The 24495-nt window shown below is 62.6% G+C and carries 26 protein-coding genes and 1 tRNA gene; 19 read left to right on the forward strand and 8 right to left on the reverse strand.

All coding sequences use genetic code 11. The features are described from left to right. From ACE039_RS28670 to ACE039_RS28700, 7 genes are all read left to right on the forward strand, one after another. On the forward strand, positions 1–403 hold a 403-nt coding region (locus ACE039_RS28670; RefSeq protein WP_485824013.1), incomplete at its 5' end, for an amino acid ABC transporter ATP-binding protein. Positions 404–509: 106 nt separating this feature from the next. Next, positions 510–1301, forward strand: a complete 792-nt coding sequence (locus tag ACE039_RS28675; RefSeq protein ID WP_105557365.1) for an ABC transporter substrate-binding protein — start codon at positions 510–512, stop codon at positions 1299–1301. Between the two features lie 34 nt (positions 1302–1335). Further along, a complete protein-coding gene (locus ACE039_RS28680) occupies positions 1336–2028 on the forward strand; it encodes an amino acid ABC transporter permease (protein WP_485824014.1) in 693 nt (230 codons plus the stop codon). A gap of 2 nt (positions 2029–2030) precedes the next feature. Next, entirely contained in the window at positions 2031–2720 is a 690-nt protein-coding gene (locus tag ACE039_RS28685; RefSeq protein WP_313461752.1) for an amino acid ABC transporter permease, read from the forward strand. A gap of 17 nt (positions 2721–2737) precedes the next feature. Beyond that, entirely contained in the window at positions 2738–4030 is a 1293-nt protein-coding gene (locus ACE039_RS28690) for an NAD(P)/FAD-dependent oxidoreductase (protein WP_485824015.1), read from the forward strand. Between the two features lie 13 nt (positions 4031–4043). Continuing rightward, positions 4044–4628: a helix-turn-helix domain-containing protein gene (locus ACE039_RS28695; protein ID WP_485824016.1), complete on the forward strand. Its 585-nt coding sequence runs from the start codon at positions 4044–4046 to the stop codon at positions 4626–4628. An 82-nt stretch (positions 4629–4710) separates the two neighbouring features. Then, positions 4711–4787: transfer RNA gene (locus tag ACE039_RS28700), tRNA-Arg, on the forward strand. Positions 4788–4935: 148 nt separating this feature from the next. Here the strand turns inward: ACE039_RS28700 and ACE039_RS28705 are convergent. The 3 genes from ACE039_RS28705 to ACE039_RS28715 all read right to left on the reverse strand — a co-directional run bounded on the left by ACE039_RS28705 (position 4936) and on the right by ACE039_RS28715 (position 8421). Further along, positions 4936–5682, reverse strand: a complete 747-nt coding sequence (locus tag ACE039_RS28705; RefSeq protein WP_313461758.1) for a sulfite exporter TauE/SafE family protein — start codon at positions 5680–5682, stop codon at positions 4936–4938. A gap of 154 nt (positions 5683–5836) precedes the next feature. Beyond that, positions 5837–7036 carry an MFS transporter gene (locus tag ACE039_RS28710; RefSeq protein ID WP_485824017.1) on the reverse strand — a complete coding sequence of 400 codons (1200 nt, stop codon included), beginning with the start codon at positions 7034–7036 and terminating at the stop codon, positions 5837–5839. A gap of 191 nt (positions 7037–7227) precedes the next feature. Beyond that, positions 7228–8421: a LysR family transcriptional regulator gene (locus ACE039_RS28715; protein WP_485821241.1), complete on the reverse strand. Its 1194-nt coding sequence runs from the start codon at positions 8419–8421 to the stop codon at positions 7228–7230. A gap of 56 nt (positions 8422–8477) precedes the next feature. Here ACE039_RS28715 and ACE039_RS28720 point away from each other — a divergent pair, with 56 nt between their 5' ends. The 7 genes from ACE039_RS28720 (at position 8478) to ACE039_RS28750 (ending at position 17603) form a co-directional block, all read left to right on the forward strand. After that, positions 8478–9428 carry an N-carbamoyl-D-amino-acid hydrolase gene (locus ACE039_RS28720; protein WP_485824018.1) on the forward strand — a complete coding sequence of 317 codons (951 nt, stop codon included), beginning with the start codon at positions 8478–8480 and terminating at the stop codon, positions 9426–9428. Between the two features lie 13 nt (positions 9429–9441). Then, positions 9442–10776, forward strand: coding sequence for an amino acid deaminase (locus ACE039_RS28725; protein ID WP_485824019.1), 1335 nt, complete (start codon positions 9442–9444; stop codon positions 10774–10776). 36 nt (positions 10777–10812) lie between these two features. Further along, positions 10813–12411: an ABC transporter substrate-binding protein gene (locus ACE039_RS28730; RefSeq protein ID WP_485824020.1), complete on the forward strand. Its 1599-nt coding sequence runs from the start codon at positions 10813–10815 to the stop codon at positions 12409–12411. Positions 12412–12418: 7 nt separating this feature from the next. Beyond that, positions 12419–13360 (forward strand): ABC transporter permease, encoded by a 942-nt coding sequence (locus ACE039_RS28735; protein ID WP_485824097.1) that lies wholly within the window; start codon positions 12419–12421, stop codon positions 13358–13360. 13 nt (positions 13361–13373) lie between these two features. Further along, positions 13374–14276 carry an ABC transporter permease gene (locus ACE039_RS28740; RefSeq protein WP_485824021.1) on the forward strand — a complete coding sequence of 301 codons (903 nt, stop codon included), beginning with the start codon at positions 13374–13376 and terminating at the stop codon, positions 14274–14276. A 25-nt stretch (positions 14277–14301) separates the two neighbouring features. Then, entirely contained in the window at positions 14302–15963 is a 1662-nt protein-coding gene (locus tag ACE039_RS28745) for a dipeptide ABC transporter ATP-binding protein (protein ID WP_485824098.1), read from the forward strand. Between the two features lie 107 nt (positions 15964–16070). Next, entirely contained in the window at positions 16071–17603 is a 1533-nt protein-coding gene (locus ACE039_RS28750) for a M81 family metallopeptidase (RefSeq protein WP_448711677.1), read from the forward strand. Here ACE039_RS28750 and ACE039_RS28755 read toward each other — a convergent pair. Beyond that, positions 17569–17880 carry a hypothetical protein gene (locus ACE039_RS28755; RefSeq protein ID WP_448711653.1) on the reverse strand — a complete coding sequence of 104 codons (312 nt, stop codon included), beginning with the start codon at positions 17878–17880 and terminating at the stop codon, positions 17569–17571. The genes ACE039_RS28750 and ACE039_RS28755 overlap by 35 nt on opposite strands. A 162-nt stretch (positions 17881–18042) precedes the next feature. Here ACE039_RS28755 and ACE039_RS28760 point away from each other — a divergent pair, with 162 nt between their 5' ends. Then, positions 18043–18546 (forward strand): CinA family protein, encoded by a 504-nt coding sequence (locus tag ACE039_RS28760; RefSeq protein WP_448711651.1) that lies wholly within the window; start codon positions 18043–18045, stop codon positions 18544–18546. A gap of 41 nt (positions 18547–18587) precedes the next feature. Here the strand turns inward: ACE039_RS28760 and ACE039_RS28765 are convergent, their stop codons facing one another. Beyond that, complete coding sequence (locus ACE039_RS28765) at positions 18588–18866, reverse strand: hypothetical protein (protein WP_448711650.1); 279 nt, start codon at positions 18864–18866, stop codon at positions 18588–18590. 98 nt (positions 18867–18964) lie between these two features. Beyond that, entirely contained in the window at positions 18965–19201 is a 237-nt protein-coding gene (locus ACE039_RS28770; RefSeq protein ID WP_485824022.1) for a CrpP-related protein, read from the reverse strand. Positions 19202–19365: 164 nt separating this feature from the next. Between ACE039_RS28770 and ACE039_RS28775 the strand changes: the two genes are divergently transcribed. Next, positions 19366–19863: a low affinity iron permease family protein gene (locus ACE039_RS28775; RefSeq protein ID WP_448711648.1), complete on the forward strand. Its 498-nt coding sequence runs from the start codon at positions 19366–19368 to the stop codon at positions 19861–19863. A gap of 113 nt (positions 19864–19976) precedes the next feature. Continuing rightward, positions 19977–20255, forward strand: coding sequence for a hypothetical protein (locus ACE039_RS28780; protein ID WP_448711647.1), 279 nt, complete (start codon positions 19977–19979; stop codon positions 20253–20255). A gap of 411 nt (positions 20256–20666) precedes the next feature. Here ACE039_RS28780 and ACE039_RS28785 read toward each other — a convergent pair whose 3' ends face one another. Further along, positions 20667–21782: a glycosyltransferase family 4 protein gene (locus ACE039_RS28785; protein WP_485824023.1), complete on the reverse strand. Its 1116-nt coding sequence runs from the start codon at positions 21780–21782 to the stop codon at positions 20667–20669. Further along, positions 21757–22713: a glycosyltransferase family 9 protein gene (locus ACE039_RS28790; protein ID WP_485824024.1), complete on the reverse strand. Its 957-nt coding sequence runs from the start codon at positions 22711–22713 to the stop codon at positions 21757–21759. Before ACE039_RS28790 ends, ACE039_RS28785 begins: the two co-directional genes overlap by 26 nt. A gap of 278 nt (positions 22714–22991) precedes the next feature. On the opposite strand from ACE039_RS28790, the gene paoA reads away from it, so the two are divergent. Together paoA and ACE039_RS28800 are read left to right on the forward strand one after the other, a co-directional pair. Then, positions 22992–23645: an aldehyde dehydrogenase iron-sulfur subunit PaoA gene (gene paoA, locus ACE039_RS28795; protein WP_448711641.1), complete on the forward strand. Its 654-nt coding sequence runs from the start codon at positions 22992–22994 to the stop codon at positions 23643–23645. Next, on the forward strand, positions 23642–24495 hold an 854-nt coding region (locus tag ACE039_RS28800; protein ID WP_485824025.1), incomplete at its 3' end, for an FAD binding domain-containing protein. The genes paoA and ACE039_RS28800, both read left to right, overlap by 4 nt.

The raw sequence follows: 24495 nt of genomic DNA on the forward strand, positions 1-24495 counted from the left end.
CCCCCCCCCCCCCGACGCCGAACGCTATGCCCGCGACCTGCTGGGCCGCGTAGGGATGGGCGATTTCGGCCAACGCTACCCCAGCCAGCTGTCCGGCGGCCAGCAGCAGCGCGTGGCCATCGCCCGCGCGCTGGCCATGGACCCCAAGTTGATGCTGTTCGACGAAGCCACGTCCGCGCTGGACCCGGAAACCGTCGGCGGCATCCTGGAATTGATGCGCGGTCTGGCTCGCGACGGCATGACCATGGCGGTCGTCACTCACGAAATGGGGTTTGCGCGCGACGTCGGCGACCGGGCCTTGTTCATGGATGCGGGCCGCATTGTGGAAATGGGCACGCCCGACGAGGTGTTCTGCCACCCGAAGGAGGCGCGTACCCGCGCCTTCCTGGAAAAGATTTTGTAGTCCAAGCGAGGCCGCTCCGGCTGATCCGGGCGCTGCCGGCCTTGCGGCAACACAACGTGCTTTGCCCGGAATGACAAGGTTTCATCCACCTCTAGGGGACATTCAAATGCTGAAAATCAAACAATGGCTGGGCGTGGCCGGTGTCGCGCTGGCGGCCGCCACCGTGGCGTTGCCCGCGCAGGCCGACGAACTGGGCGACATCATCAAGCGCGGCGAATTGCGCGTGGCGGTCCAGACATCCGGGCCCCTGATGAGCTTCATGGACAAGACGGGCAAGCGCACGGGCCTGGCGGTGGAAGTCGCCAAGCGCATGGCCGACGACCTGGGCGTGAAATTGGTGCTGCAAGACTATGAATGGAAGGGCCTGTTGCCGGCGTTGCTGTCGGGCAAAGCCGACATGGTCGCCGCCGACATGACGCCCACGCCGCAGCGCGCGGCCCAGGTGCTGTTCTCGGCGCCGATGTTCTACGCCGAAACCGTGGCCGTGGTGCCCAAGGATTCCCCGTACAAGTCGTACGAGGAACTGGACAAGGCCGGTGTCAACGTCGGCGTGCTGGGTGCCAGCACCTACGCCGAAGTGGGCAAGAAGATGCTGCCCAAGGCCACCATGAAAGAGTTCTCGGGGGGCAGCGCGCCGGTTGGCCAGGCCTTGTCCAGCGGCCGCCTGGACGCCGGCATCATGTCCATGTCCACCGCCAACCAGTTTCTGGTCGACTTCGGCAACCTGCGCGTGCTGGACGGCGTGATGGTGCGCGAGCCCCTGGCCTTCGCCGTCGGTCCCAACGCCTTCCGCCTGAAGTTCTGGCTGGACAACTGGCAAACCCTGAAGACCGCCGACAACACGCTGCCCGAGCAGGTGAAGTACTGGTACTCCACCGACTGGAAGAAAGACCATTAATCGCTAGAACCGCTACGGGGAGACCGGACCGCCCATGGACTGGCTGATCGATTACTACAACTGGCGCATCGTCAGCCAGTACGCGGACCAATTCGCGACAGGCCTGACCAACACCCTGATCGCCGCGGGCGCAAGCCTTGTGCTGTCGGTGTTGGCGGGCGTGCCCCTGGCGCTTTTGCACATGTCGTCCAAAGCCGCCGTTTGGCGCCCCGTGGCCGCATACGTGCAGTTCATCCGTTCCACGCCCCTGCTGGTGCAGATCTACCTGGTCTATTACGCCGTGCCCATGCTGATGCCGGGCGCCAAGGGCTGGAGCGAGATGGTGCTGGGCATCCTGGCGATGACCTTGCACCACGCCGCCTACATGAGCGAGATCATCCGCGTGGGCATCGAGTCCGTGCCGCGTGGCCAGGTGGAAGGCGCCAAGGCGTGCGGCATGAATTATCAGCAGCGGCTGCGCTACGTGGTGCTGCCGCAGGCGTTCGTCAACACGCTGCCGCCCCTGTTGGGCCAGACCGCCGTGTTGATCAAGGACACCTCGCTGCTGTCGTTGATCACGGTGTTTGAACTGGTCGCGGCCGGCGTGCAGATGAATAGCGACCGCATCGTGCCCAATGAAAGCTTCCTGACCATCGCCGCTGGCTATCTGCTGATCTACGGCGTCATGCTGTTGTTGTCCCGGGGCGTCAGCCTCTGGCTGGCGGGTCCGGCCTGGAACGCGAGGTAAGCATGCTGGATTCCTATCTTTCCACCGCTGGCGTCGTGCTGCCCTTCCTGCTGAAGGGCTTTTGGGAAACGCTGAAGATCTCGTTCGTGGCCATCATCGCGGGCTCGTTGCTGGGGTTTGTGATCGGCGTGATCCGCAGCTACCGCATCCGCGGCATCCACCAGCTGTTGGGCCTGTATATCCATGTCCTGCGCGGCACGCCGTTCCTGGTGCAGCTCTACATCTTCTATTTCGTGTTGCCCAGCTCGGGGATCGAACTGCTGCATTGGGACTCGGCCACCGCGGCGTTTGTGTCGCTGTCCGTCTATACATCCTGCTATGTCGCCGAAATCGTCATGGGCGCCATCCAGTCGGTGCCGCGCGGCCAGACCGAAGGCGCGATGACTCTCGGCCTGCGTCCCCTGCAGATCCTGCGGCTGGTCATCCTGCCGCAAGCCATGCGGCTGATCGTGCAGCCAATGAGCGGCGTCTACGTCATGCTGATTAAAAGCACGGCCATCCTGTCGGTGGTCGGCATTACCGAACTGACCCGGCAAGGCGAGGTGTTCATCATCACCTTTCCCGCCAAGTCGCTGTTTATCTACGGCATGATCGCCGCCATCTATTTCATCTACTGCTACCCGTTGCTGCGCCTGGCCAACTGGCTGGAAAAGCGCCTGACGGGCGGATTGCAGGGCGCAAGCCTGCACTGACACGGACTCCCACCGGCATGGCCTCCGAGTACATCGATACCTATTACAAGCGCACGCTCTCCGACAGCGCGACCTACTACCCGCCGCTGGCGGGCGCATGCAGCACCGACGTCTGCGTGGTCGGCGGCGGCCTGGCCGGCCTGTCCACCGCACTGGAACTTGCCCGCCGCGGCCGTAGCGTCACCCTGCTGGAAGGCCGGCGCATCGCCTGGGGCGCGTCGGGACGCAACGGCGGATCGGTGTCGCCCGCCTTCTCGGCCGGCGCCGACGCCATCAAACGGCACGTCGACGAAGACCACTACCGGCAGCTCTACCGACTGTCGATGGAAGGCGTGGAAATCATCCGCGACAATATCCGCAGCCTGGCCATCGCCGATGCACAAAAGGTTGATGGACGCTTGCGCGTGGTGCGCTACGAAGCGACCGATGCATTGAACCAGTGGTGCGACGCCCAGCGCCGCGACTTCGGTCGCGACGTGCGCTTCCTCACACGCAGCCAGGTGCGCGAACGCCTGGTATCGGACGTCTATCACCAGGGCGTCGAAGACCCCGCTTCGTTTCATTTCCACCCGTTGAACTATGCCCGGGCGCTGGCCCGCGAATGCGCCCGGCTGGGCGTGCGCGTCCACGAAGATTCCGCCGTGACCGGCGCCACGCTGAACGGCGCGGTCAAGCACTTGCAGACCGCGCAGGGGCAGGTCGACGCCCGTGCCGTGGTGCTGGCCACCGGCGGCTACACGGGCGACGTCGTGCCGGCGCTGCGCCGGGCCATGCTGCCCATTGCCACCTACATCATGCTGACCGAACCCTTGGGCGACCGGGTGCACGACGCCATCCGCAGCACGGCAGCCATCGGCGACGACCGGCGCGCCGGCAACTATTACCGGGTACTGGATGGCGGCCGCATCGGCTGGGGCAGTAGAATCACCACCCGTGTCGACGACCCGCCGGATCTGGCCGAGTCCCTGCGCCGAGAATTGCTGTCCGTCTACCCTCAATTGCAGGGGGTGCGCGTCGAGACCGCATGGTCGGGGCGCATGGCCTACGCCCGCCATCTGATGCCGCAGATCGGCCTGCTGGCGCAGGACGTGTGGTATTGCACGGCGTTCGGCGGCCATGGCATGAATACCACCTCGATCGGCGGGCGCGTCGTCGCCGAAGGGATCACGGGCGACACCCAGCGCTACAAGCTGTTCCAACCTTTCGGGCTGGCATGGAACGGCGGCGGGCTGGGCACGGCGGCGGTTCAACTGACCTATTGGTCTTACCAGGCGCGCGACTGGTGGCGGGAGCGCACAACGCGGGCATGACAAGGTACACAGGATGCAAGGCAACAAACAGAGCGCACTGGCACAACGGCTGCGAGCCCTGCGCCAGGCGCGCGATTGGACACTGAAGCAGGCGGCGGCCGCCACCGGCGTCGCCGCGTCCACGCTGTCCAAGATCGAAAACAGCCTGCTGTCGCCCACCTATGACAACCTGATCAAGATCGCCGCCGGCCTGGACCTGGACGTGGCCGAACTCTTCACCGCGTCCGACGCCCACATGGGCACCGGCCGCCGCAGCCTCAGCCGCCAGGGCGAAGGGCGCCAGTACGAAACACCGTATTACGACCACCGGCTGCTGTGCACCGCCCTGTCGCACAAGCGCATGATGCCGTTCCACACCCGCGTCAAGGCGCGCGCTTTCGACGATTTCCAGGACTGGAGCCGCCATGGCGGCGAAGAATTCGTCTACGTGCTGGAAGGCGAGGTGCAGCTGTACACCGAGTTCTATGAACCGGCCCGGCTGAGGGCCGGCGAAAGCTTCTATATCGACAGCCGCATGGGGCACCGGGTGATCAGCCTGAGCGAAAACGACGCCATCGTGCTGTGGGTGTCCACCCACGCGGACATAGAAGAAGAGTAGGGCGGCACCGCGCCCGCCCACCTTTTTCCGCAACAAGGTAAAATGCGGCGCCCGGACATCTTCCGGGACGTCAACAAACTGCGCGGCAGTAGCTCAGCTGGATAGAGCACGGGCCTTCTAAGCCCGGGGTCGGGGGTTCGAGCCCCTCCTGCCGCGCCAGAATCGTCAAAAAATACAACGACTTACGGGGCATACGCCACAGCCTGGCGACCAAGCCCGCGCGCGCATTCTGGAAGGTCGTGACATCCTGACGTGCTGAACGATTACGTCAGCACCGGCTTCAGAAGGCTACCCGCCACGTGGCGGATCAGGCTTTTGCGAACGCCCACAGGCCCGACGTCAACATCATCAATCCCGACGCTGTCAGCAAGCCAAGGACGATCTGCCGGAACCGCAGGTCGGATATTCCTTTGTACATCCGCGTGCCGAGAAACGTGGGAATCAGCATGGCAGGGGCAACGATCGCGAACAATGGCAGCGTGGCCTTGGTGACGAGGCCGGTCGCGATGTAGGTGCCCATGATGACGATGAGCATCGCCAGGTTGAAGTTCTGGATGATCGCGCGCTGCTCTTCTCTCGGGAATCCGCGTAACACGCACCACAACGTGGGGATTACGCCGGTGAAACCGCCGAACCCGCCTAATACGCCTCCCGCCAGGCCGGCCACCGCATCGGCCAGCTTGCCGCCCGCGTCGATCTTCGGAATGCGCTGTGCAAAGAGCATGGCCGGGCACCAAATCAGCAGGATGACGCCAAGGCCGATTTTGAACGTGTTGGCGTCCACCAGCGGCAAGAGCCAGACGCCCACCGGGATGCCGGCGATGCCTCCCAGGACAAACGGCAGCAACTGGTTCCATTTGAAGCCACGCCTGACCGAAAACGCGGCGATCAGTTGCCCTAAAAGGCCGCCAAATACCGTCAGTGTGGCTGCGACTTTTGGGTCAACTGCCCACACCCAGAACGACATGGCAACAAGGCCGAAGGCAAAGCCAGAGAGTCCCTGAACAAAGCCTGCTACAACGGCGCCGGCCGCCACCACGAGATAGAGCGTCATTGTTAGACAACCGAGAATGAGAAATACAAGGCGTACATGGCTACCTGCAAGATCCCTTTTCTCGGGTGCTCAAAGACAGGTGCTCCATCGTAATCGATGCTTGGGCGCCATTCCGAGATTCCCGCAGTTCTCGTGACTGGCCGGCGCTATACGCCTACCCAGGCGCCCTGAATTTCAGAAGGACGGGCATGAAACAAGCCAGACCCAGTAATGGGCCCGGTAGCAGATACCATGCGACGCCGACGCCTAGGGTCGGAAAACTGTGAGTCACTAACGTGATTGAAAATACGGTAATCAGGAATCCAATACTGTTTTGGATCGCCAGTGCGCCACCGACGAGTTCAGGCGGGCATGCGCGTGCGGAAATCGCAGAAAATTGCGCGGAATCAGAGATGACTGTCAGGCCCCAGAGCAGCAGCATGGGAATACAAAGCAACATGCCAAATGGCCTGGCAAAAGGGTAAGCAAGGCACATCAGTCCGGATGTTCCTAAAGATGCCGCGGCCACTATCGGGCTGCCCACACGTTGACTTAATCTGCCCGCAATTACGCTACCCAATGCGCCTATTCCGATAACGGAAAATGACAGGGCGGGCGCAAGCGCGCTACCTGAGTCCGACGCGAAATCGGACGTGCTGATTAAGTCATTTATGAAAAATGGAACCAAGGTCCAGAACGCATAGAGTTCCCACATGTGCCCGAAATAGGCGAGCGCCGAGGCGCGGAAATCCGTGCCCTTGAACGCCTTGAGCGCCTTTCCCCATCCGGCCTGCGCGGCTTTCGCGCGGGGTAGATACGGCCCATCTCCCAGCGCCTGGACCAGCGCGCCGCCAGCGATTGCCAGCAGGCTGGAAGCCAGAACCACGCCGTGCCAGGAAAGGCTTCCCCCTCCCGCGCGTACCGCGTGGGGCAGGGCCGTGCCCAGCGTAAGCATGCCGACCAATAGCCCCAATGTTGAACCCGCGGCCGTTTGGGTCCAGCCGATGACCATTTTCATGCCAAGAGGGTATATCCCTGCCAGGCAGATCCCGACCGCAAACCGCAGAACCAGTCCTTGGTGGAAGTCCGACGCAAGCAACGCAAAGCATGCGTTGAAAACCGCGCCCAAAAAGCAAGCGCTGGCAAATAACTTGCTGGCCGGGAAACGGTCCGCGACGCCACTGGCGGCCAGGGTCAGTGAGCCCAGGATAAAACCGATCTGCGTGGCGCCCGTCAATTGGCCGAACTGTGCAGTCGTAAGCGCCCATTCGGCAGATAGACTGTCTGCAGCGCTATTCGGGCTGAACCATAACGAGGTGCCGCAAAGCTGGGCCAGGACGATCAGGGCCAGAGGGTGGCGAAGCAACATGTTCATTGAAGCTCCAGTTGGGCTTCCATGGTGCATTCAGCCGACGCTTCGTCCGCGGCCTCGCGGTCATTGGTCGAATGCGGGTAGGCGGATCGTTCAACCGAATTCCGGTCAGGGTCAGAATTAGAATCTACTACCTTCTAGCCGCAAAGATAAACAAAAACTCCGCCGTCGCCAGTGACGAGCAACGCCCTGCCTCAGCTTCGGTTGTTCAGCATGTGCAATTGCAGGGACGGGGTCTGGCGGGTAAACGCGGCATGCTGCGCGAAATGCTGATCGCGTTGATGGCGGAATTCGTCGGCTTCGGCAAGCATCCAACCCTGCAGGGCGGCGATCTGTTCGGACGGCTGGTGCGCCGTCGCGAAGAAGTACGAGGCGGGCGAGGGGGCGAAGATGCCGAATACATCGATCAATCGGCCTGCCTGTACATCTTCGAAAACGATCGCCGCGCGTCCCATCGCGATGCCTTGCCCGGTCATGGCCGAGCCTACCGCCAATTGCGACAGGTTGAAGCGTTGGCCCAGGTGCAAGTCCGGCAGATCCACGCCGGCATGTTCCAGCCACGTGCGCCATTCGATCAGGGCGGGGGCGCCCGACCATGCGGAATCGTCATGCAGCAGGAAATTCGCTCGCAGGTCGTGAGGCGTCAGGATTTCGGGGTGCGCTGCCAGGAATTCCGGACTGGCAACGGGAAAGATCCATTCATCCAGCATTGCCACGCCCTGGTTGGGGGCCGTCTGTGCGGGCGTGAAGCAAATCATGGCGTCGATGTGTTTGCCAGGAGGGTGCTTGTCGTCCAGCGGCTGCACTTCCGCCTGCACGCGTAGAGGGATATCAGGATGGCACCGAAAAAAGTCTCCCATGCGAGGCATCAGCCAGCGCATGGCAAACGAGGGCGCGCAAATCATTTCCATGGGCGCCGAAATGCGTTCCTGGCGGATTTCACCGATGACCGTATCCATGCAGCGAAATGCATCGCTGACCACGCAACGCAATCGTTCGCCTTCCGCGGTAAGCAACACTTCCCTGGGTAATCGCTGCAGCACGGGGACTTCAAGCCAACCTTCAAGTTGCTTGATTTGTTGGCTTACCGCGCCCTGGGTAATGTGAAGTTCTTGCGCTGCACGCGTAAAGCTCCCGCAGCGTGCAACGGCCTCGAAGCAGCGCAACCAAGTCAATAGAGAGGGTGAGAAACGCGTCTTCATCATCTGCTTCGTTAGTAGGCTGGCCGTTCCCCGGCTTGGTGCAGGATTGGCATGAGACGGTGCGAAAAAAGCGTCATCGCGGTGCAGCAAATTGTGCGTTGCCCGATCCCGGCGATTGTCTGGCCTGAGATTAGTACTGCTAATGGGCTGGGCCAGTATAAGTCGTTTGTATCGTCTTCTGATCAAGGTGACTATGCAGCCATCAGCGACCACACGCAGGTCGACCTCACGGAGAGACAACGATGGCACGGCATATCACGATCGGCGCGGCGCAGCTTGGCCCGATTGCCAAGGCAGAGGGCAGGGAAGCGGTGGTCAAGCGGCTGATCGCATTGCTTCGGCAAGCCAGTGCGCGCGGCTGCGAACTCGTGGTTTTTCCCGAGCTGGCCCTGACCACGTTCTTTCCGCGCTGGCTGATTCAAAGCGGCCCCCAGCTGGACGCCTGGTACGAGACGGAAATGCCGAATCCGCAGACGCAGCCCTTGTTCGATGAGGCGCGCGCCTTGGGCATCGGCTTCTATATCGGGTATGCGGAGCTGGCCGTCGAAGACGGCAAGACGCACCACTACAACACGTCCATCCTGGTCGGCGCAGACGGGGAGATCATTGGCAAGTACCGCAAGATCCATTTGCCCGGGCATGTGGAGCCGCAGCCCGGCCGCGACTCCCAGCATCTGGAGAAGCGTTATTTTGAACCGGGCAATTTGGGTTTTCCCGTATGGGACGCCTTTGGCGGCGTGGTGGGCATGTGCTTGTGCAATGACCGGCGCTGGCCCGAAACCTATCGGGTGATGGCCCTGCAAGGGGCCGAACTTATCGTGCTGGGCTACAACACGCCCAATGACCATACCGGCGACGGCGCGGTGGATGGCTTGTCCAATTTCCATAACCACCTGGCCATGCAGGCGGGGGCGTATCAGAACAGCACCTGGGTCGTGGGCACGGCCAAGTGCGGCCGCGAAGAAGGGTCCCTGATGATCGGGCAGAGCGCCATCATCGCGCCTTCCGGCGAAATCGTGGCGATGGCGACAACACTGGAAGACGAACTCTTGACCGCGCGCTGCGATCTCGACATGAGCAAGGTGTATCGCGAGACATTTTTTGATTTCGCGCGCCATCGCGAACCGCAGCACTACGGCTTGATTGTCGAGCGCAAGGGTGTGGGTCCGGCCTTGAACAAGCAAGCGGCTTGAGGCGGATACGACGATGAACCATTTTGCCTCTGAACATATCGTGGCCACGCGCGCACATGCGCCCCTGGATGCCTGCGTGAAAGGGATGCCGGGCGTGATCGGGTCGGTACCCATCGACGACGTCGCGAAGCAGGGATGGAACGTATTGCGCGAGGATTTGCCGCTGCCGCTGGCAGTGATCAGGCAAGACGCCTTGCATCACAACAGTGACTGGATGCGCCGGTTTCTGGAAGAGCGCGGCTCGATTTTCGCGCCTCACGGCAAGACCACGATGAGCCCCCAGCTGTTTGATCTGCAACGCCGCGATGGCGCCTGGGGCATCACGCTGGCGACCTGCCATCAGGTTCAGGTCGCTCGCCAGTTCGGCGCGAAGCGGGTTGTGCTGGCGAACCAGCTGGTCGGCAAGCAGGCTGTCGCGTACATATTGCAGGCATTGCGCGACGACCCCGGCTTCGATTTCTATTGCCTGGTGGACGACGCGGCGCACGTGAACGCACTGGCTCAGGCCGCCAGAGAGGCCGATATCGGCAGGCCGTTGCAGGTGCTGCTTGAAGTGGGATACGCCGGCGGCCGTACCGGGTGCCGGGACGATGCGTGCGTGCAAGCGGTGATTGCCGCGCTGAAGCAGGCGTCTCCTTATCTGGCCCTGCGGGGGGTGGAAGGATTCGAGGGCTTGATCAAGCCCTTGCCCGACCAGGATGTGGAAACGCAGATTGCGGCCTTTCTCGCCCGCATGATTGCGACCGTGCAGGCATGTGAAGCCCAGCAGGCCTTTGCCGCCGGCCCGATTCTGCTGAGCGCCGGCGGGTCGTCTTTCTACGACCTGGTGACACGACACTTTTCCTCGCTGCGCTTGTCGCGCGAGCACATGGTGTTGACCCGCAGCGGTTGCTACCTGACGCACGATTCCCATCTTTATAAAGAGGCGTTCGCGCGGTTGCAGGATCGCAGTCCGGATGTTGCCAGCTTGGGCCATGGCTTGCGGCCGGCGCTGGAAGTCTGGGGCTATGTGCAGTCCCGGCCCGAGGCGGGAAAGGTCGTTGTCAATCTTGGAAAGCGCGATATTTCACCCGACCACATGCCCCCCGTGATGGGGTGGTTCCGGCCGGCCACGAATGCCGTGCCCGGCGTCGGCGCGGCGCCTTCACCCTTGTCGCAAGGTCACGTGGCGACGGGCCTGGATGATCAGCACTGCCACATGAGTGTTCCCGTCGATTCGCCCTTGCGCGTGGGCGACATGGTGTGTTTTGGCATTTCGCACCCGTGTCTGACGTTCGACAAGTGGGAGGCCATTCTGATGGTGGACGAGCGGTACGACGTGGTAGGAGCCATTCGCACTTACTTCTAAGCAGCTTTCATTCTTTTAGACCAAGGGGAAAAAAACATGGCACGAAAGCAATCGATGGCATTGCAGGCAGTACGGCTGGCGCTGACCGCCAGCGCGTTGTTTGGAACGGCCGCATTCGCGCCCGTTCAGGCGCAGACCGTCACGGCGGTGATGCATGCCGCTTTGCGTTCATTGGACCCGGTGATTACCACCGGCTATATCGTCCGGAACCATGGCTACATGGTGTATGACACGCTGTTCGCCCTGGATGGGGACAACAAGATTCAGCCTCAGATGCTGGAATCCTGGAAAGCCTCCGATGACGGCAAGACCTATACCTTCGTCTTGCGAGAAGGCCTGAAGTGGCATGACGGCAAGCCGGTGACGTCGGCCGACTGCATCGCGTCGATCAAGCGTTGGGCATCGCAGGACAAAATGGGCCAGATGATGGCCTCGATGATGTCCGGCATGGAAGCGGTTGATGACAAGACGTTTGTCATGCGCTTTTCCGAGGCCACGGATCTGGCGGTGCGTGCCTTGGCCAAGCCCAGTGCCATCCCCGCCTTCATGATGCCCGAACGCGTCGCCAATACGCCGCCGTCGCAAGCGATCAAAGAGACCATCGGCTCGGGCCCGTTCCGCTTCGTGACCGAGGAATACAAGCCGGGCGTGCAGGTGGTCTACGCGAAGAACACGGACTATGTTCCGCGCAAGGAGCCTGCCAGCGGCCTGGCGGGGGGCAAGGTCGTCAAGGTGGACAAGGTCAAATGGGTGACCATGCCGGATCAGATGACGGCGGTGAACGCGTTGATCAACAAGGAAATCGATTTTCTTGAAAAAGCGCCCTTCGATCTGTTGCCGATGCTGGAAGGCAATAAAGACATCAATCTACATGTCCTGACCTCGCAAGGCGGGCAATCCGAGATCCGCTTCAATTTCGAGCAGCCGCCGTTCAACAACAAGCTGATTCGACAAGCTGCGGTACTGGCGGTTGATCAGAAAGAGGTGCTGCAGGCGCAGATCGGCAATCCCAAGTACTTCCAGACCTGCGCTGCCGTATTTGGCTGCGGCGGCCCCTACGAAAGCAGCATCGGCGCCGAAAAACTGGTGAAAGGCGACCCGGTCAAGGCTGCTGCTTTACTGAAAGAGGCCAATTACGACGGCACGCCGGTCGTGATACTGATGCCGTCGGACAATCCGGGCTCGGCGCCCATCCTGCAGGTGGTTGCGCAATCGCTGCGCAAGGCCGGCTTCAAGGTGGATCTGCAATCCATGGACTGGCAGACGGTGCTTAATCGCCGCGCGTCTCACGAACCGGCGGCCAAGGGCGGATGGAATATTTTCGGCACCTATACGGTGATTGCGGATATCCGGGACCCGCTTGCCTTCATGGGCGTGGCCGCGAACGGCAAGGATGCGTGGTTCGGCTGGCCGGATGTGCCCGAGATCGAAAAGCGCCGGGCTCAGTTTGCGCGCACGAATGATCCGGCCGTGCTCAAGCGCCTGGCTGACGAGATCCAGGAACTGGTGATCGATGAAGGCGTCATCGTGCCCTTGGGCCAGTTTTCAAACCTGTCCGCCACGGGCAAGCAACTAACGGGTGTGGTGGTGGCTCCGGTTCCCGTGTTCTGGGACCTCCAAAAAACCGGTAAGTGAGTCGGCCATGCCTGGATTTCTTTTGAAGCGCCTGTTGTCGGTCATTCCGGTATTGGTGGTGGTCGCCATCATTGTTTTTGCCATGTTGCGTCTGACACCCGGGGATCCCGCCGCCATCATTGCTGGCGACGGGGCCACCTCGGCTCAGATAGACCAAATACGCAAGAACATGGGGCTGGATAAGTCCATCCCGGATCAGTTTTCGATTTGGGTGGGCCAATTGGCACAGGGAGATCTGGGCACCTCGTTGATTTCCGATGCACCGGTGTCCAGTCTCATCGCCGACCGCATCGGGCCGTCCGTCGCGCTGTCCCTGTCGACCATCGTCTTTACGGTGCTTGTCGCCATTCCTCTTGGCATCGTGGCGGCGTGGCGGCAGGGGAAATTGCTGGATCGCGCCATCATGGCAGGTTCGGTCGTCGGATTTTCCGTGCCGGTCTTCATCATTGGCTACGTCTTGATCCTGGTTTTTTCGATGCAGCTTGGCTGGTTCCCCGTGCAGGGCTATCAGCCGATGTCCGAGGGCGGGTGGCAGTTCGCGCAGCGATTGGTCCTGCCCACCCTGGCCTTGAGCACCGTGTATGTCGCCCTGATCGCGCGCATCGTGCGCAGCAGCGTGATTGAAGTCATGCAGGAAGACTTCATCCGCACGGCGCGCGCCAAGGGGCTGCGCGAAAGCGGCGTGTTGCTGCGCCATGCGCTGGGCAATGCCGCCGTTCCCATCGTCACGATCATCGGGGTCAGTATTGCGATGCTTATCGGCGGCGTGGTGGTGACGGAATCGGTGTTCAACATTCCGGGCCTGGGGCGCTTGGTCGTGGACGCCGTCCTGGCGCGGGATTATCCCGTCATTCAAGCCATGATCCTGCTCTTCTCATTGGTCTATGTCGGAATCAATTTGGTGATCGATCTTTCGTACACCGTTCTTGATCCGCGCATTCGTTATTAAAGGTGCGCATGCCATGTCTGCTACGACTTCATCTTTGCCGGCGCCTGGCGCGCCTGCCGTCGAGGCCGCCGCCACGTCTTCGATCCTGGGGCAACTCAAAACCACCATGGCGGCCTGGCCGGCCATGCTGGCAATCGCCTTATTGAGCCTGTTGCTGATCGGTACGATTTTTGCCCCGTGGCTGGGAACCGTGGACCCCACGCTGATGGATCCGGCCATACGCCTGAAGCCGATGTCCGCCGAGCACTGGCTGGGTACCGATGCGTATGGCCGCGATGTTTACTCGCGCACGCTTTTCGGCGCCCGCGTGTCCTTGGTGGTGGGGTTGGGCGCGGTCGCGGCCAGCTTGCTGGCCGGCTTGGTCCTGGGGATCCTGGCCGGATACTTCAAGTCCGCCGACACCATCATCATGCGCTTCCTGGATGGGGTGATGGCCATTCCCGGCATATTGCTGGCGATTGCGCTGGTGTCCTTGTCCGGGGCCAGTCTGTTCACGGTGCTGGTGGCGATTTCCATCCCGGAGATTCCTCGGGTGGCGCGGATGGTGCGCAGCGTAATCCTGTCCGTTCGCAACGAACCCTATGTTGAAGCGGCGGTTTCGCTGGGTACCCGGGTGCCGGTTCTGGTGCTGCGGCACATGCTGCCCAATACCTATGCGCCGCTCATCGTGCAAGGCACCTATATCTTCGCCGCGGCGATTCTGACGGAGTCGGTACTGAGCTTTCTTGGGGCGGGGATTCCGCCGGAAACGCCGTCCTGGGGCAACGTAATGGCCGAGGGGCGCGTGTACTTCCAGATGCTGCCAGGCCTGATCCTGTATCCGGGACTCCTGTTGTCGTTGACGGTACTGAGCGTGAACATTCTTGGCGACGCGCTGCGCGACGCGCTCGATCCGCGATTCTCGCGCCGCTTCTGATGGCTTACCCAGGATTCACGACTTTATGAAAACGACATCCGCTAATCGCGAAACAGGCCAGGCGCCTGCGCTGCAGATCTCGGCACTTACCGTGCAAGCCGGCCATGGCGCCGCCCGTCGTCCGGTGATCGAGAATATATCCTTCGAGGTCTATCCCGGTGAAACCCTGTGCGTGGTGGGCGAGTCCGGGTCGGGAAAATCCGTGACGTCGTTGGCGGCCATGGGACTGCTGCCCAGGGGCGTGCTTACCGCGACGGACGGCACCATTCTGCTTGGCAACGATGATGTGCTGCGCGCTACGCCTGACCGCCTGCGCGCCCTGCGCGCTTCCCGGATCGCCATGGTTTTTCAAGAGCCCATGACGGCGTTGAATCCGGTGCAAAAGGTGGGCAGGCAAATAGATGAGGTGTTGCGCTTGCACAGCCGCCTGGGTGCATCCGAGCGGCGCAAACAGGTCTTGGCAATGCTGGAGTCCGTGCATTTGCCCGACATCGAACGGGTCTACAACGCTTACCCCCATCAATTATCCGGCGGGCAGCGTCAGCGCATCGTGATCGCGATGGCCTTGATCCTGAAGCCGCAAGTGCTGATCGCGGATGAGCCTACCACCGCGTTGGACGTGACCACGCAAAAGCAGATCCTGACCCTGATCCGGGAGCTTCAGGAGCGCCAGCGCACCGCCGTGGTGTTCATCACGCACGATTTCGGCGTAGTGGCCGAGATTGCCGATCGCATTGTGGTCATGAACCGAGGCAGCGTCGTAGAGACAGGTACGCGCGATCAGGTACTTTCCCGGCCGTCGCAAGCGTACACGCGCATGCTGGTGTCTTCGGTGCCCAGCCTGGTGCCGCAGCAGCGGGCCTTGCCGAGCGGGGAAAAAGTGCTGGAAGTCATCGGGCTGGACAAGACCTACAAGGAAAAGCCTTTTTTTGGCGCGGCGCGTGTGGTCGCGGCAGCCAAAGATGTGGCCTTGACCGTACGGCGCGGTGAAATCGCCGGGGTGGTGGGTGAATCGGGTTCAGGAAAGTCGACGGTCGCACGCTGTGTCGTCAGGTTGATTGAGCCTAGCGCGGGCGCCATTTTCCTCAAGGACGAGGACATCGTGCAGGTATCGACCGCCCAGATGCGGCTACGGCGGACCCGTGTACAGATGATCTTCCAGGATCCCTATCGTTCGTTGAATCCGCGGCGTCAGGTGGGCGATTCGCTGATCGAGGGCTTGGTCAACTTTGGCGTTGCAACCACCGAAGCCCGCGAGAAAGCCGCGCAGGCACTGGAGCTGGTGGGCCTTGGGCGCGACGTGATGCGCCGCTATCCCCACCAGTTCTCGGGCGGCCAGCGTCAACGCCTGTGTATTGCCCGCGCCGTCGTGATGGAGCCCGACCTGCTGGTCGCCGATGAGGCGGTTTCCGCCCTGGACGTATCGGTGCAGGATCAGGTTCTCAAGCTGCTGGAAGAGATCCGGGCCCGTACGGGCGTGGCGATCCTATTCATCACGCACGATTTGCGCGTGGCGGCCCAGATCTGCGACAGCATTGTGGTCATGCAGAAGGGACGTGTCATTGAGTCCGGTCCTGCCGCCCGCGTGTTGACGGCCCCGCAGCAGGCCTACACCCGCGAATTGACTGAGGCGGCACCCGGGCGGGATTGGGATTTCCGCAATTTCCGCGCTTTGCGCGCGGCGTGAAGCGCTGGCCAAGCATTCGATGGACAGGGCCCGCTGGATCCAGCCCTGGTCCATCGCCCGGGGATGTTGGTGGTCTAACCGTTTTTTCCATTGCACAGGAGCGCAAGATGCGCATTATTGTTGGCGGCTTTCAGCACGAAACGAATACGTTTGCACCCAGCAAGGCAGATTGGGACGCCTTCAAGCTGGGCGGAGGCTGGCCTGGCATGGCTCGCGGCGAGGAAGTATTTCCGGCCATCCACGGCGCCAATATTCCTGCGGCGGGCTTCGTGGCTGCGGCGCGTGGGCACAAGCACACCTTGATCCCCACGTTGTGGTGTGCCGCCAGCCCTTCGGCGCACGTAACGCGCGATGCGTTCGAGCGCATTACGGCGATCTTGCTTGCGGACATCGCCGCGGCGCTGCCTGCGGATGGCGTCTATCTTGATCTTCATGGCGCAATGGTCGCCGAGCATTACGACGATGGCGAAGGGGAAGTGCTGCGCCGCGTGCGCGAACTGATCGGTCCTGATGTGCCGCTCGTCGCCAGCCTGGACCTGCACGCCAACGTGACCGAACGCATGCTGAAAGAGGCGGATGCACTGATCGCCTACCGCACGTATCCCCACGTTGATATGGCTGACACGGGCGCTCGCGCCTTTGCCTTCATGCAACAGCGGCTTGACGGCATGCCGCGTCCAAGCGTGGCTGCCCGCCGCATTTCGTATCTGTTGCCCACCTGCTGGCAAAGCACGATGGCCATGCCGGCCAAAGGACTTTACGAGCGTCTTGAAACGCTGGAGGCCGCGCAGGGAATTTCCAGCATGTCCTTCTGCATGGGCTTTCCCGCCGCAGACTTTCCGGACTGTGGCGCGCTCGTGTGGGCCTATGCCGATACGCAATCGGCGGCGGATGCCGCGGCCGATGCGCTGGCAGCGGATGTCGAGGCGGCCGAAGCCGCGTTTGCGGGCAAGCTGTATTCACCGGAAGAAGCGGTGGTGCATGCGGCGGAGCTGGCTGCCAGCGCCTCTAAACCGGTCGTCATTGCCGACGCGCAGGATAATCCCGGCGCAGGCGGAGATTCCGACACCACGGCAATTTTGCGCGCGCTTGTGCGTTACAACGTGCCGGGCAGCGCGTTGGGACTGATGGTGGATCCGCAAGCGGCTCTGCTGGCCCACAAGGCGGGCGAGGGCGCAACGGTGCGCATCGCGCTTGGCGGCCATTCTCGGATTCCAGGTGATGCGCCTTTCGAAGCGGATTTCGTGGTGGAGCGGCTGTCCGACGGGAAGTTCATTGCAACCGGTCCCTTCTACTCCGGTTTTCGCATGGAGCTGGGGCCAAGCGCCTGCCTGCGTATTGGTGAAGTGCGCGTGGTCGTGGCGTCCCATAAAGCGCAAATGGCGGATCAGGCCATGTTCCGCTACGTGGGAATCGAGCCTACGCAGCAGAACATCCTGGTGCTCAAGAGCACAACGCATTTCCGGGCGGACTTCACGCCCATCGCCGCCGACATCCTGATCTGCGCGGCCCCCGGGCCGATGCCGATGAATCCTCTGGATTTGCCCTGGACCCATTTGCGCGACAGCTTGCGCATGCATCCCGGCGGGCCCACCTTCGCGCAGTTCAAAGCGGGGAAGCGCGAGCTGGAATCGGCTTGAGGTTCTGGAAACGCAGGTCAGCAGTGCTTGCGCAATGGGTGGTCGGGGCAATGACCTGCGGACCTAGCCTGTCAATGCCCGGCGTCTGCTGAGGGTCCACGCCCGGCATGGGATTCGGGATGCTGTCGGGCGGCCAGGGCGCCTCCTTTCCGCCATCTCGTTCCGGGCGGTCGTCCCGTTTGGGTTTGGAAGGAGGCATCTCCGCCGGATGTTGCGCGGGCGGTCCATCGTCTTTGCCGGGTTGGGGCGTCGCGCCGCTCGTGTAGAACCAGTTCATTTTTTTCTCCTTGGGCGGCCAGTCAGCCGTTTCGGGTACAGGATGGCGAGTTCCAGCAAACGCCGTGCCGTGGCGTGGGCGATGTGTCTTGCGGAACAGGCGCTGGCCCTGGCACGCCGCTTGCTGAACGCGTAGGTGAGCAAGGCAAGGAAGGAAAATCGGATGAACACCGTAGATCGGGTCGCGAATGCCATGCGAGAGTCTTCACTGGTGCTGGTGACGGCGGAGTCGTGCACGGCGGGATTGATTGCCGCCACCTTGGCCGACGTGCCCGGGGCGGGCGACCTGCTGGACTGCGCGTTCGTGACGTACTCTCCCGAAGCCAAGATGAAATGCCTGGGTGTCTCGGCGAAAACGCTCCGGCTGCACAATCTGACGAGCGAAGCCGTGGCCCGGGAGATGGCGTTGGGGGCAGCGCGCAACAGCAGGGCAAATGTCGCCATATCGAATACCGGCGTCACGGATAGCACCGACGATCGGATACCTGCGGGGACGCAGTGTTTTGCCTGGGTATTCAAGTCCGGCGCGGCCGACGCCTCGCCTTCGGTGTATTCCGAGACGGTGCAATTCAGCGGTGGGCGAAACGCCATCCGGCGTGCCAGCGCCGAGTACGCGCTAGAGCGGCTGATCGCGTATCACGAAACCTGGCAGGCGGGTCTTGGCTAGGCGGTCGCCCGTCAGGCCAAGACCCGCCGGAAGGCGCTTCGTCACCTGACCTGCTTCAGTACTCGGGCCAGGCGTGCAATGCCTCCGGTGCCGCTGGCCGCCCGGCCGATCAGGGCGCTGCCCGCCGCCGTGAGGGCCGCGCGGGCAACCAGGCTCCTGCCTCGCGTGCCCGCCACGAGCAGCCAGGCGCCCAGGCCGAACACGATCAGATGTTCGCCAGGGAAGTCCGGGCGTCGGGCATCAATGTCTTTCAGTCGCCGCGCCAGGGATCGAGGGTCGCGGTCAGGGCTTTCGATTTCGGTCATCGCATCGGCTTTCATGGGGCTCCCTCGCATTGGGTGAGCCCCCGGCTCAGCAAGGGCCATGCCGGGGCTGCGTCACCCGCCGAAGACGCGCTTCAGTGTCATTCAGGCGTCATTCAATGGCGGCGTCTTTCGGTTGCACGCGGCACATATCTGCCGACCCCGCTAGGAGGTTTCCAGGATTTCGTCTCGGCCATCCATCCTGCCTCCCAGGCCTCGACTTTTTCGCGCCATTCGGCAATTGATTCACCGGTGTGCCCTGGCATGACGGCCGCCTGATAGTAGGGACAATCCCACAAGGTCAATCCATCACGAGCGGCTTGGGCGCCCAGCTTTCGGATGTCATCGTGCATTGCCGCACCTCCAAAAGTAGATGATTGGGCGATAAATATTACGCAGCAGCTGACGTTCCTGCAATAGTGTTGCGGTGCTATACGGGCTAGTACGGCCAGCGGGGGGCAAGGGCACGGGACTTGCTCGGGGCCCGTGGTACCTGGATCCCTTGTGGGTGGCTACCATGCCTGAAAAAAACCGCAGCCGGCGGACGAATGTCATCTCAAGGTTCTTCGACCACTTTGCCGCGCATGTTACGAAGTGGGCGGGCTCGCCCACCGCTTTCGGTTGTGCGCTTGCCGCCGTGTTGGTGTGGGCGGCTTGCGGCCCCGCTTTCGGGTATTCCGAGACGTGGCAATTGGTGATCAACACCGGCACGACCATCATCACGTTCCTGATGGTCTTTCTGATTCAACAAAGCCAGAACAAGGACGGCCAAGCGCTGCATTTGAAACTGGACGAGCTGCTCATTGCCCTGAAGGGGGCGGACGAGCGGCTCGTGGACGCCGAGCGGCTGGACGAAGACAAGCTCCTGGCGCTGGCGGCGGCAGCCACGGCGCGAGCCAGGCTTCAAGCCAAATCCGAACGGCGCAAGGGCGGCGGCAAGCGGCCTGCCGGGGGAACGCGCGGGGCAGCGCGTGGCGGCTTGCGGACGCGTCGCAAAATGCGCCGCGCGGGATAGCCGGAGCCTCCTTGGCGGCATCCCCGGCGGCCCGCTTCTTCCGTACCTTTTGGAACCCTTTTCCGGGCCGGAGATTGCTATAAAGATGCCTGCAACCGCTATCAGGCAAGAAGATGTCCATGCAATCGTTGAGTCGCTACGCCGCCGCGCTCGTGCTCGCCGCACTCGTTTCCGGGTGCTCTTCAATACTCCCCGGTTCGTCGGGCTCCGGCTCAGCCGAGGGATCAAGCGCCGCCTCGGAGAGGGTGGTCAGCGACAACTGTAAGTTCATTCGCAGCCGGTGCATCTACGAAGGATCGTACGACGCCGGCGAGCGCAATTATGCCGAGCAGGAAGCCAAACGCCTGAACAAGGCCGAGCTGGACCGGCTTCGCCGCGCGTTCGCCAATTAGACGGGTCGGAATATATTGGCCGCGACGCGCAAATAAACTATATTGCGGAATAAATCGATATAGTTAATAAGTTAGATACTTTCTGTCCCGTTTATTTGCGTTTACTAGCGATTTACTCCCGCGTCTCTATCTACACTTCGCGTTACGTGTAGAAATGCGAATCCGGGATGCTGAACAGGGCGTTAGTGGTGTCTGTGGCTTCTTTCCTTGCGGTCTGGCCATCGCAGAAAATAATGGAAGAGATAATCTGCGTGACGCCGCAAGTCCGGGCAAAAGTAATGGTCCTAATGAGAAAGGACGTCTTTCTGCAGTGGCGCCAGCCACAGGAATCCGGCTGCAGGAACGCCCACGAAAAAGACGACAGCCCTATCCGAATCGTGACAGGCATTCGCGGCTGATTAGTTTGTTGAATCAACCGCCGGCTGCCTGCCGATACGCCTCCAGCGTACTGAACATTTTTGCGCCCAAGCGAAAATTCGTTTCCGCGAACGCTCTGGCGTGGTCGACGATGATCCGGGTTTGCCGCGGCTGGTCGCGAATCTGCTGGATGCAATGGGCATAGCCCGCGACGTCGCCCGGGGCGGCTAGCCAACCGGTGTGGCCGGGCGTGACGATCTCCGGCAGCCCGCCCACCTGGCTGGCGACGACCGGCCGGCCGACAGCGAACGCTTCGGGAACGATGCGCGACCAGGCTTCGGTGGCCGACGGCACAAGCACCACGTCGGCTGCCCGGATCATGTCCGCGACATCGGTTCGGTGGCCAGCGAAGACCACATGTTCCGCAATCCCAAGATCCACCGCCAGGCGGTATAGCTCGTAGGCATAGGGCTTGGTGCCGGGAGTGGGCATGCCCACGACCAGCCCCACGGCGGGCACGCCCCACATGCGCAGCCATTGCACCACGCGCAGCAGGTCAGCCTGGCCTTTTTCCGGGCGCAGCATGCCGACGGTGGTAATGACGTAGGCATTTTCGGGGGCGGCTATCTCCAGGCTGCGGCGAATGCGCAGCGACGTGCCGGGTGCGCTGGCTGGCCGGAAGAAATCGTCGCCGGCCCACTCGCCTACGACGCTGATCCGGCCTTCCGGAACCAGGCGCGCCGCCAGCAGTTCCTGCTTGCCGACTTCGCTGGTCGCGATGACGTGATCGCAGCCGATCTTCCATTCCAGGCGGCGGCGCGGCGACGTCCGCATGGATTTGGCGAAATGGCGCGTCCTGACGACGGCGCACAAGTCGCGGCACAGTGCGGCGGTCTTGCCATCGGCGCGGCTATGGCTGTCGATGACCTGGATGCGCAAGGCCTTGATGGCGCGCCGCAGCGTCAGCACGGTCGACGGCGAATAGGCCGGCTTGAAGTCGATGTGGACCGTAGTCAGGTTGCGCTCCCGAGCTTCGTGGCCGACGGCGCTACCCGCAGGGCACGCGATCGCCACCTCGTAGCCATGGCTTTGCAGCCAGCTGGCCTGCTCCAGGGTGCGGAATTCCAGCCCCCCCAAACTGTATTCAGCCAGCGTATGCAGGATGCGCATGATGTTCCAGTACCTGTCGGCAGGCGCCCACGACATCGTCGGGCGTGATGGCATCGATGCCGTCGCGTGGATGGCGCGGAACGACGGCGGCCGATCCGTGGCGGCGCCAGAACCATTCCGGGTTCGGTTCATTGAATATCCCGACGTAGGGCGCGCAGGCGCCTTGCGCAATATGCGAAGGGCCGCAATCATTGGCCACCACCAGGCGCGCGCGCAGCATGATGGCGCTTAGCTCGGGAAGCGGCCGGCAGTAGGCGATGGAAATGTCGGGGCGCCGCATGGCCTCCAGGGCGCTCCGTTCCGCTGCCTCTTGCTGCCCCAGCACGAACAGGAAACGCGCGTCGCCGCCCAGCAAGCGCTTCAGGCGGTCCGCCAGCCGCAAGTAGTTCGTCAGGCTCCATCGCTTGAACGCGCCCGCGCCGCCGCCGGGAATCATCACGACGTCCGCCGTCTGAACGGTACGTGCGTGCGTCCGTGCCAGCGCCTGGAAGCACCCTCGCGTGGCGCCTTCCAGGTCGAATGGACGGTACGCAGCCAGCAGGCGCAGATTCGCCTGCCCGATGTACTCGGACGTGTCCTTGCGATGGCAGTGCGTCCAGACCAGATCGCTGACCCGTGCATTGCGGAAGCCAAGGCGGATTGCCGGCAGGCGCAGCAAGTTGATCAGGCCGAAACGTTCGCTGCTGTGATGCAGGCTGATCGATACCCGAGTCTCTTTCTTCAGGCTGCGCAGGTAATCGCTGAAGGTGGATGCGCGAACGAATTCATCGACCCAGGGCAACGCCTGGTAGAACCCCCCCACATCGTCGCGGGCAACCACCTTGACGCGTCGGGAAGACCACCATTTTTTCAACTGGTACAGCGTCGGCAGCGCGACGATCTGGTCGCCCAGTTGCGGTTGGCTTCTGACGTAGACAACGATTTCCGACATGTGCGGCCTTCCCCTTGCTTGCGATGCGGCCGGGTGACCGCTGGCGGGCAATGTATCGGGAGACGCGCCAGGATTTTCTCGAAACCCTTTAACGAGTGTGAAGAAGAGGGCGGGCGTGCTTTAAACAATTACACAAGTCTTTCCTTCGCGCTCTTGCGGTGGGGCCCGCCGGCCGCAAGCGCCGGTGCCCGCAATGACCGGGAATGGAGTTTGCTGGCCCACGCCCCGGAAGATCGCGGCATGGTCCGCACCCAGTTTTGACCAGAAAAGGGGTTGCCTTGGAAAACTCGCTATCAATCAAGATCACCCGGCGCAACCTGCTGAAGGCGGGCGCCGTATCGGCGACTGCGGTGGCCGCCCCGTCGGTCACCTGTGCGCAGCAGGCCGCGCAGGGCGCCATGCAGCCGATGGCGGCCACCGTGACGTTGCGCGTCAACGGCGCCGCGCGCGAATTGTCGCTGGATATGCGCACGACGCTGCTAGACGCCTTGCGGGAAAATCTACAATTGACGGGAACCAAAAAGGGCTGCGACCACGGTCAATGCGGCGCCTGTACGGTGCTGCTGGATGGCCGGCGCGTCAATGCCTGTTTGACGCTGGCCGTGATGCACGATGGGGCCGAGATAACGACCATCGAAGGCCTCGGCACGCCGACGGCGCTGCATCCGTTGCAGGCCGCCTTTATCAAGCATGACGGCTACCAATGCGGGTACTGCACGCCCGGGCAGATATGCTCCGCCGCGGCGATGCTGGAAGAGATCGAGCAGGGCGTCCCCAGCCATGTCAGCGCCAGCCTGACCGACCGCCCGCAGCTGGGCGTGGACGAGATCCGTGAACGCATGAGCGGCAATATCTGCCGATGCGGCGCGTATTCGAACATCCTCGACGCGATCATGGACGTCGCGGCGGGCAAGGCGGGAGGCAAGGCATGAAGCCCTTCACCTACGAGCGCGCCCGCACGCCCGCCGAAGCCGCGGCGAGCGCCGCCCAGGTGCGCGGCGCTCGCTTCATCGCCGGCGGGACGAATCTGCTCGACCTGATGAAGCTGGAAGTCGAAACACCTACGCATCTGATCGACGTGAACGGTCTGGATTTGGATCAGATCACCGAAACCCCGGAAGGCGGCGTGCGCATAGGCAGTCTGGTGCGCAACACCGATCTTGCCGCGGATGCCCGCATCCGGCGCGATTACGCCGTGCTGTCGCGCGCGATACTGGCGGGCGCGTCGGGACAGATCCGCAACCGCGCGACGACCGCCGGCAATCTTCTGCAGCGCACGCGCTGCCCGTACTTCTACGACACGAACATGCCGTGCAACAAGCGCGCGCCGGGAAGCGGCTGTTCGGCCATCGGCGGCGTTACCCGGCAATTGGCCGTGATCGGCGCCAGCGATGCCTGCATCGCCACGCATCCCAGCGACATGGCGGTGGCCATGCGGCTGCTGGACGCCCAGATCGAAACCGTGCGCCCGGACAGCACCCGGCGGGTGATCCCGATTGCGGATTTCTACCGGCAGCCCGGCAACACGCCAGAGATCGACCATACGCTGGAGGCAGGCGAACTCATTACTTCCGTCACGCTGCCACCGCCGATCGGCGGCGTACACCGCTATCGAAAGGTGCGGGATCGCGCGTCCTTTGCCTTTGCCCTGGTGGCCGTGGGGGCAGTGGTGCAGCGTGACGGCAGCGGCCGGATCGCGCTGGGCGGCGTGGCGCCGCATCCCTGGCGGGTCGAAGCGGCCGAGGCAGAACTGCCCCGCGGCTTAGCGCCGGCCGCCCCACC

This window comes from Achromobacter maghribensis (genome assembly GCF_057334215.1).

What these genes read in the sequence shown, in the direction of transcription:
- ACE039_RS28675 (WP_105557365.1), top strand. Translation starts at nt 510, where the DNA reads ATGCTGAAAATCAAACAATGGCTGGGCGTGGCCGGTGTCGCGCTGGCG.
- ACE039_RS28680 (WP_485824014.1), top strand. Translation starts at nt 1,336, where the DNA reads ATGGACTGGCTGATCGATTACTACAACTGGCGCATCGTCAGCCAGTAC.
- ACE039_RS28685 (WP_313461752.1), top strand. Translation starts at nt 2,031, where the DNA reads ATGCTGGATTCCTATCTTTCCACCGCTGGCGTCGTGCTGCCCTTCCTG.
- ACE039_RS28690 (WP_485824015.1), top strand. Translation starts at nt 2,738, where the DNA reads ATGGCCTCCGAGTACATCGATACCTATTACAAGCGCACGCTCTCCGAC.
- ACE039_RS28695 (WP_485824016.1), top strand. Translation starts at nt 4,044, where the DNA reads ATGCAAGGCAACAAACAGAGCGCACTGGCACAACGGCTGCGAGCCCTG.
- ACE039_RS28705 (WP_313461758.1), bottom strand. Translation starts at nt 5,682, where the DNA reads ATGACGCTCTATCTCGTGGTGGCGGCCGGCGCCGTTGTAGCAGGCTTT.
- ACE039_RS28710 (WP_485824017.1), bottom strand. Translation starts at nt 7,036, where the DNA reads ATGAACATGTTGCTTCGCCACCCTCTGGCCCTGATCGTCCTGGCCCAG.
- ACE039_RS28720 (WP_485824018.1), top strand. Translation starts at nt 8,478, where the DNA reads ATGGCACGGCATATCACGATCGGCGCGGCGCAGCTTGGCCCGATTGCC.
- ACE039_RS28725 (WP_485824019.1), top strand. Translation starts at nt 9,442, where the DNA reads ATGAACCATTTTGCCTCTGAACATATCGTGGCCACGCGCGCACATGCG.
- ACE039_RS28730 (WP_485824020.1), top strand. Translation starts at nt 10,813, where the DNA reads ATGGCACGAAAGCAATCGATGGCATTGCAGGCAGTACGGCTGGCGCTG.
- ACE039_RS28735 (WP_485824097.1), top strand. Translation starts at nt 12,419, where the DNA reads ATGCCTGGATTTCTTTTGAAGCGCCTGTTGTCGGTCATTCCGGTATTG.
- ACE039_RS28740 (WP_485824021.1), top strand. Translation starts at nt 13,374, where the DNA reads ATGTCTGCTACGACTTCATCTTTGCCGGCGCCTGGCGCGCCTGCCGTC.
- ACE039_RS28745 (WP_485824098.1), top strand. Translation starts at nt 14,302, where the DNA reads ATGAAAACGACATCCGCTAATCGCGAAACAGGCCAGGCGCCTGCGCTG.
- ACE039_RS28750 (WP_448711677.1), top strand. Translation starts at nt 16,071, where the DNA reads ATGCGCATTATTGTTGGCGGCTTTCAGCACGAAACGAATACGTTTGCA.
- ACE039_RS28755 (WP_448711653.1), bottom strand. Translation starts at nt 17,880, where the DNA reads ATGAACTGGTTCTACACGAGCGGCGCGACGCCCCAACCCGGCAAAGAC.
- ACE039_RS28760 (WP_448711651.1), top strand. Translation starts at nt 18,043, where the DNA reads ATGAACACCGTAGATCGGGTCGCGAATGCCATGCGAGAGTCTTCACTG.
- ACE039_RS28765 (WP_448711650.1), bottom strand. Translation starts at nt 18,866, where the DNA reads ATGAAAGCCGATGCGATGACCGAAATCGAAAGCCCTGACCGCGACCCT.
- ACE039_RS28770 (WP_485824022.1), bottom strand. Translation starts at nt 19,201, where the DNA reads ATGCACGATGACATCCGAAAGCTGGGCGCCCAAGCCGCTCGTGATGGA.
- ACE039_RS28775 (WP_448711648.1), top strand. Translation starts at nt 19,366, where the DNA reads ATGCCTGAAAAAAACCGCAGCCGGCGGACGAATGTCATCTCAAGGTTC.
- ACE039_RS28780 (WP_448711647.1), top strand. Translation starts at nt 19,977, where the DNA reads ATGTCCATGCAATCGTTGAGTCGCTACGCCGCCGCGCTCGTGCTCGCC.
- ACE039_RS28785 (WP_485824023.1), bottom strand. Translation starts at nt 21,782, where the DNA reads ATGCGCATCCTGCATACGCTGGCTGAATACAGTTTGGGGGGGCTGGAA.
- ACE039_RS28790 (WP_485824024.1), bottom strand. Translation starts at nt 22,713, where the DNA reads ATGTCGGAAATCGTTGTCTACGTCAGAAGCCAACCGCAACTGGGCGAC.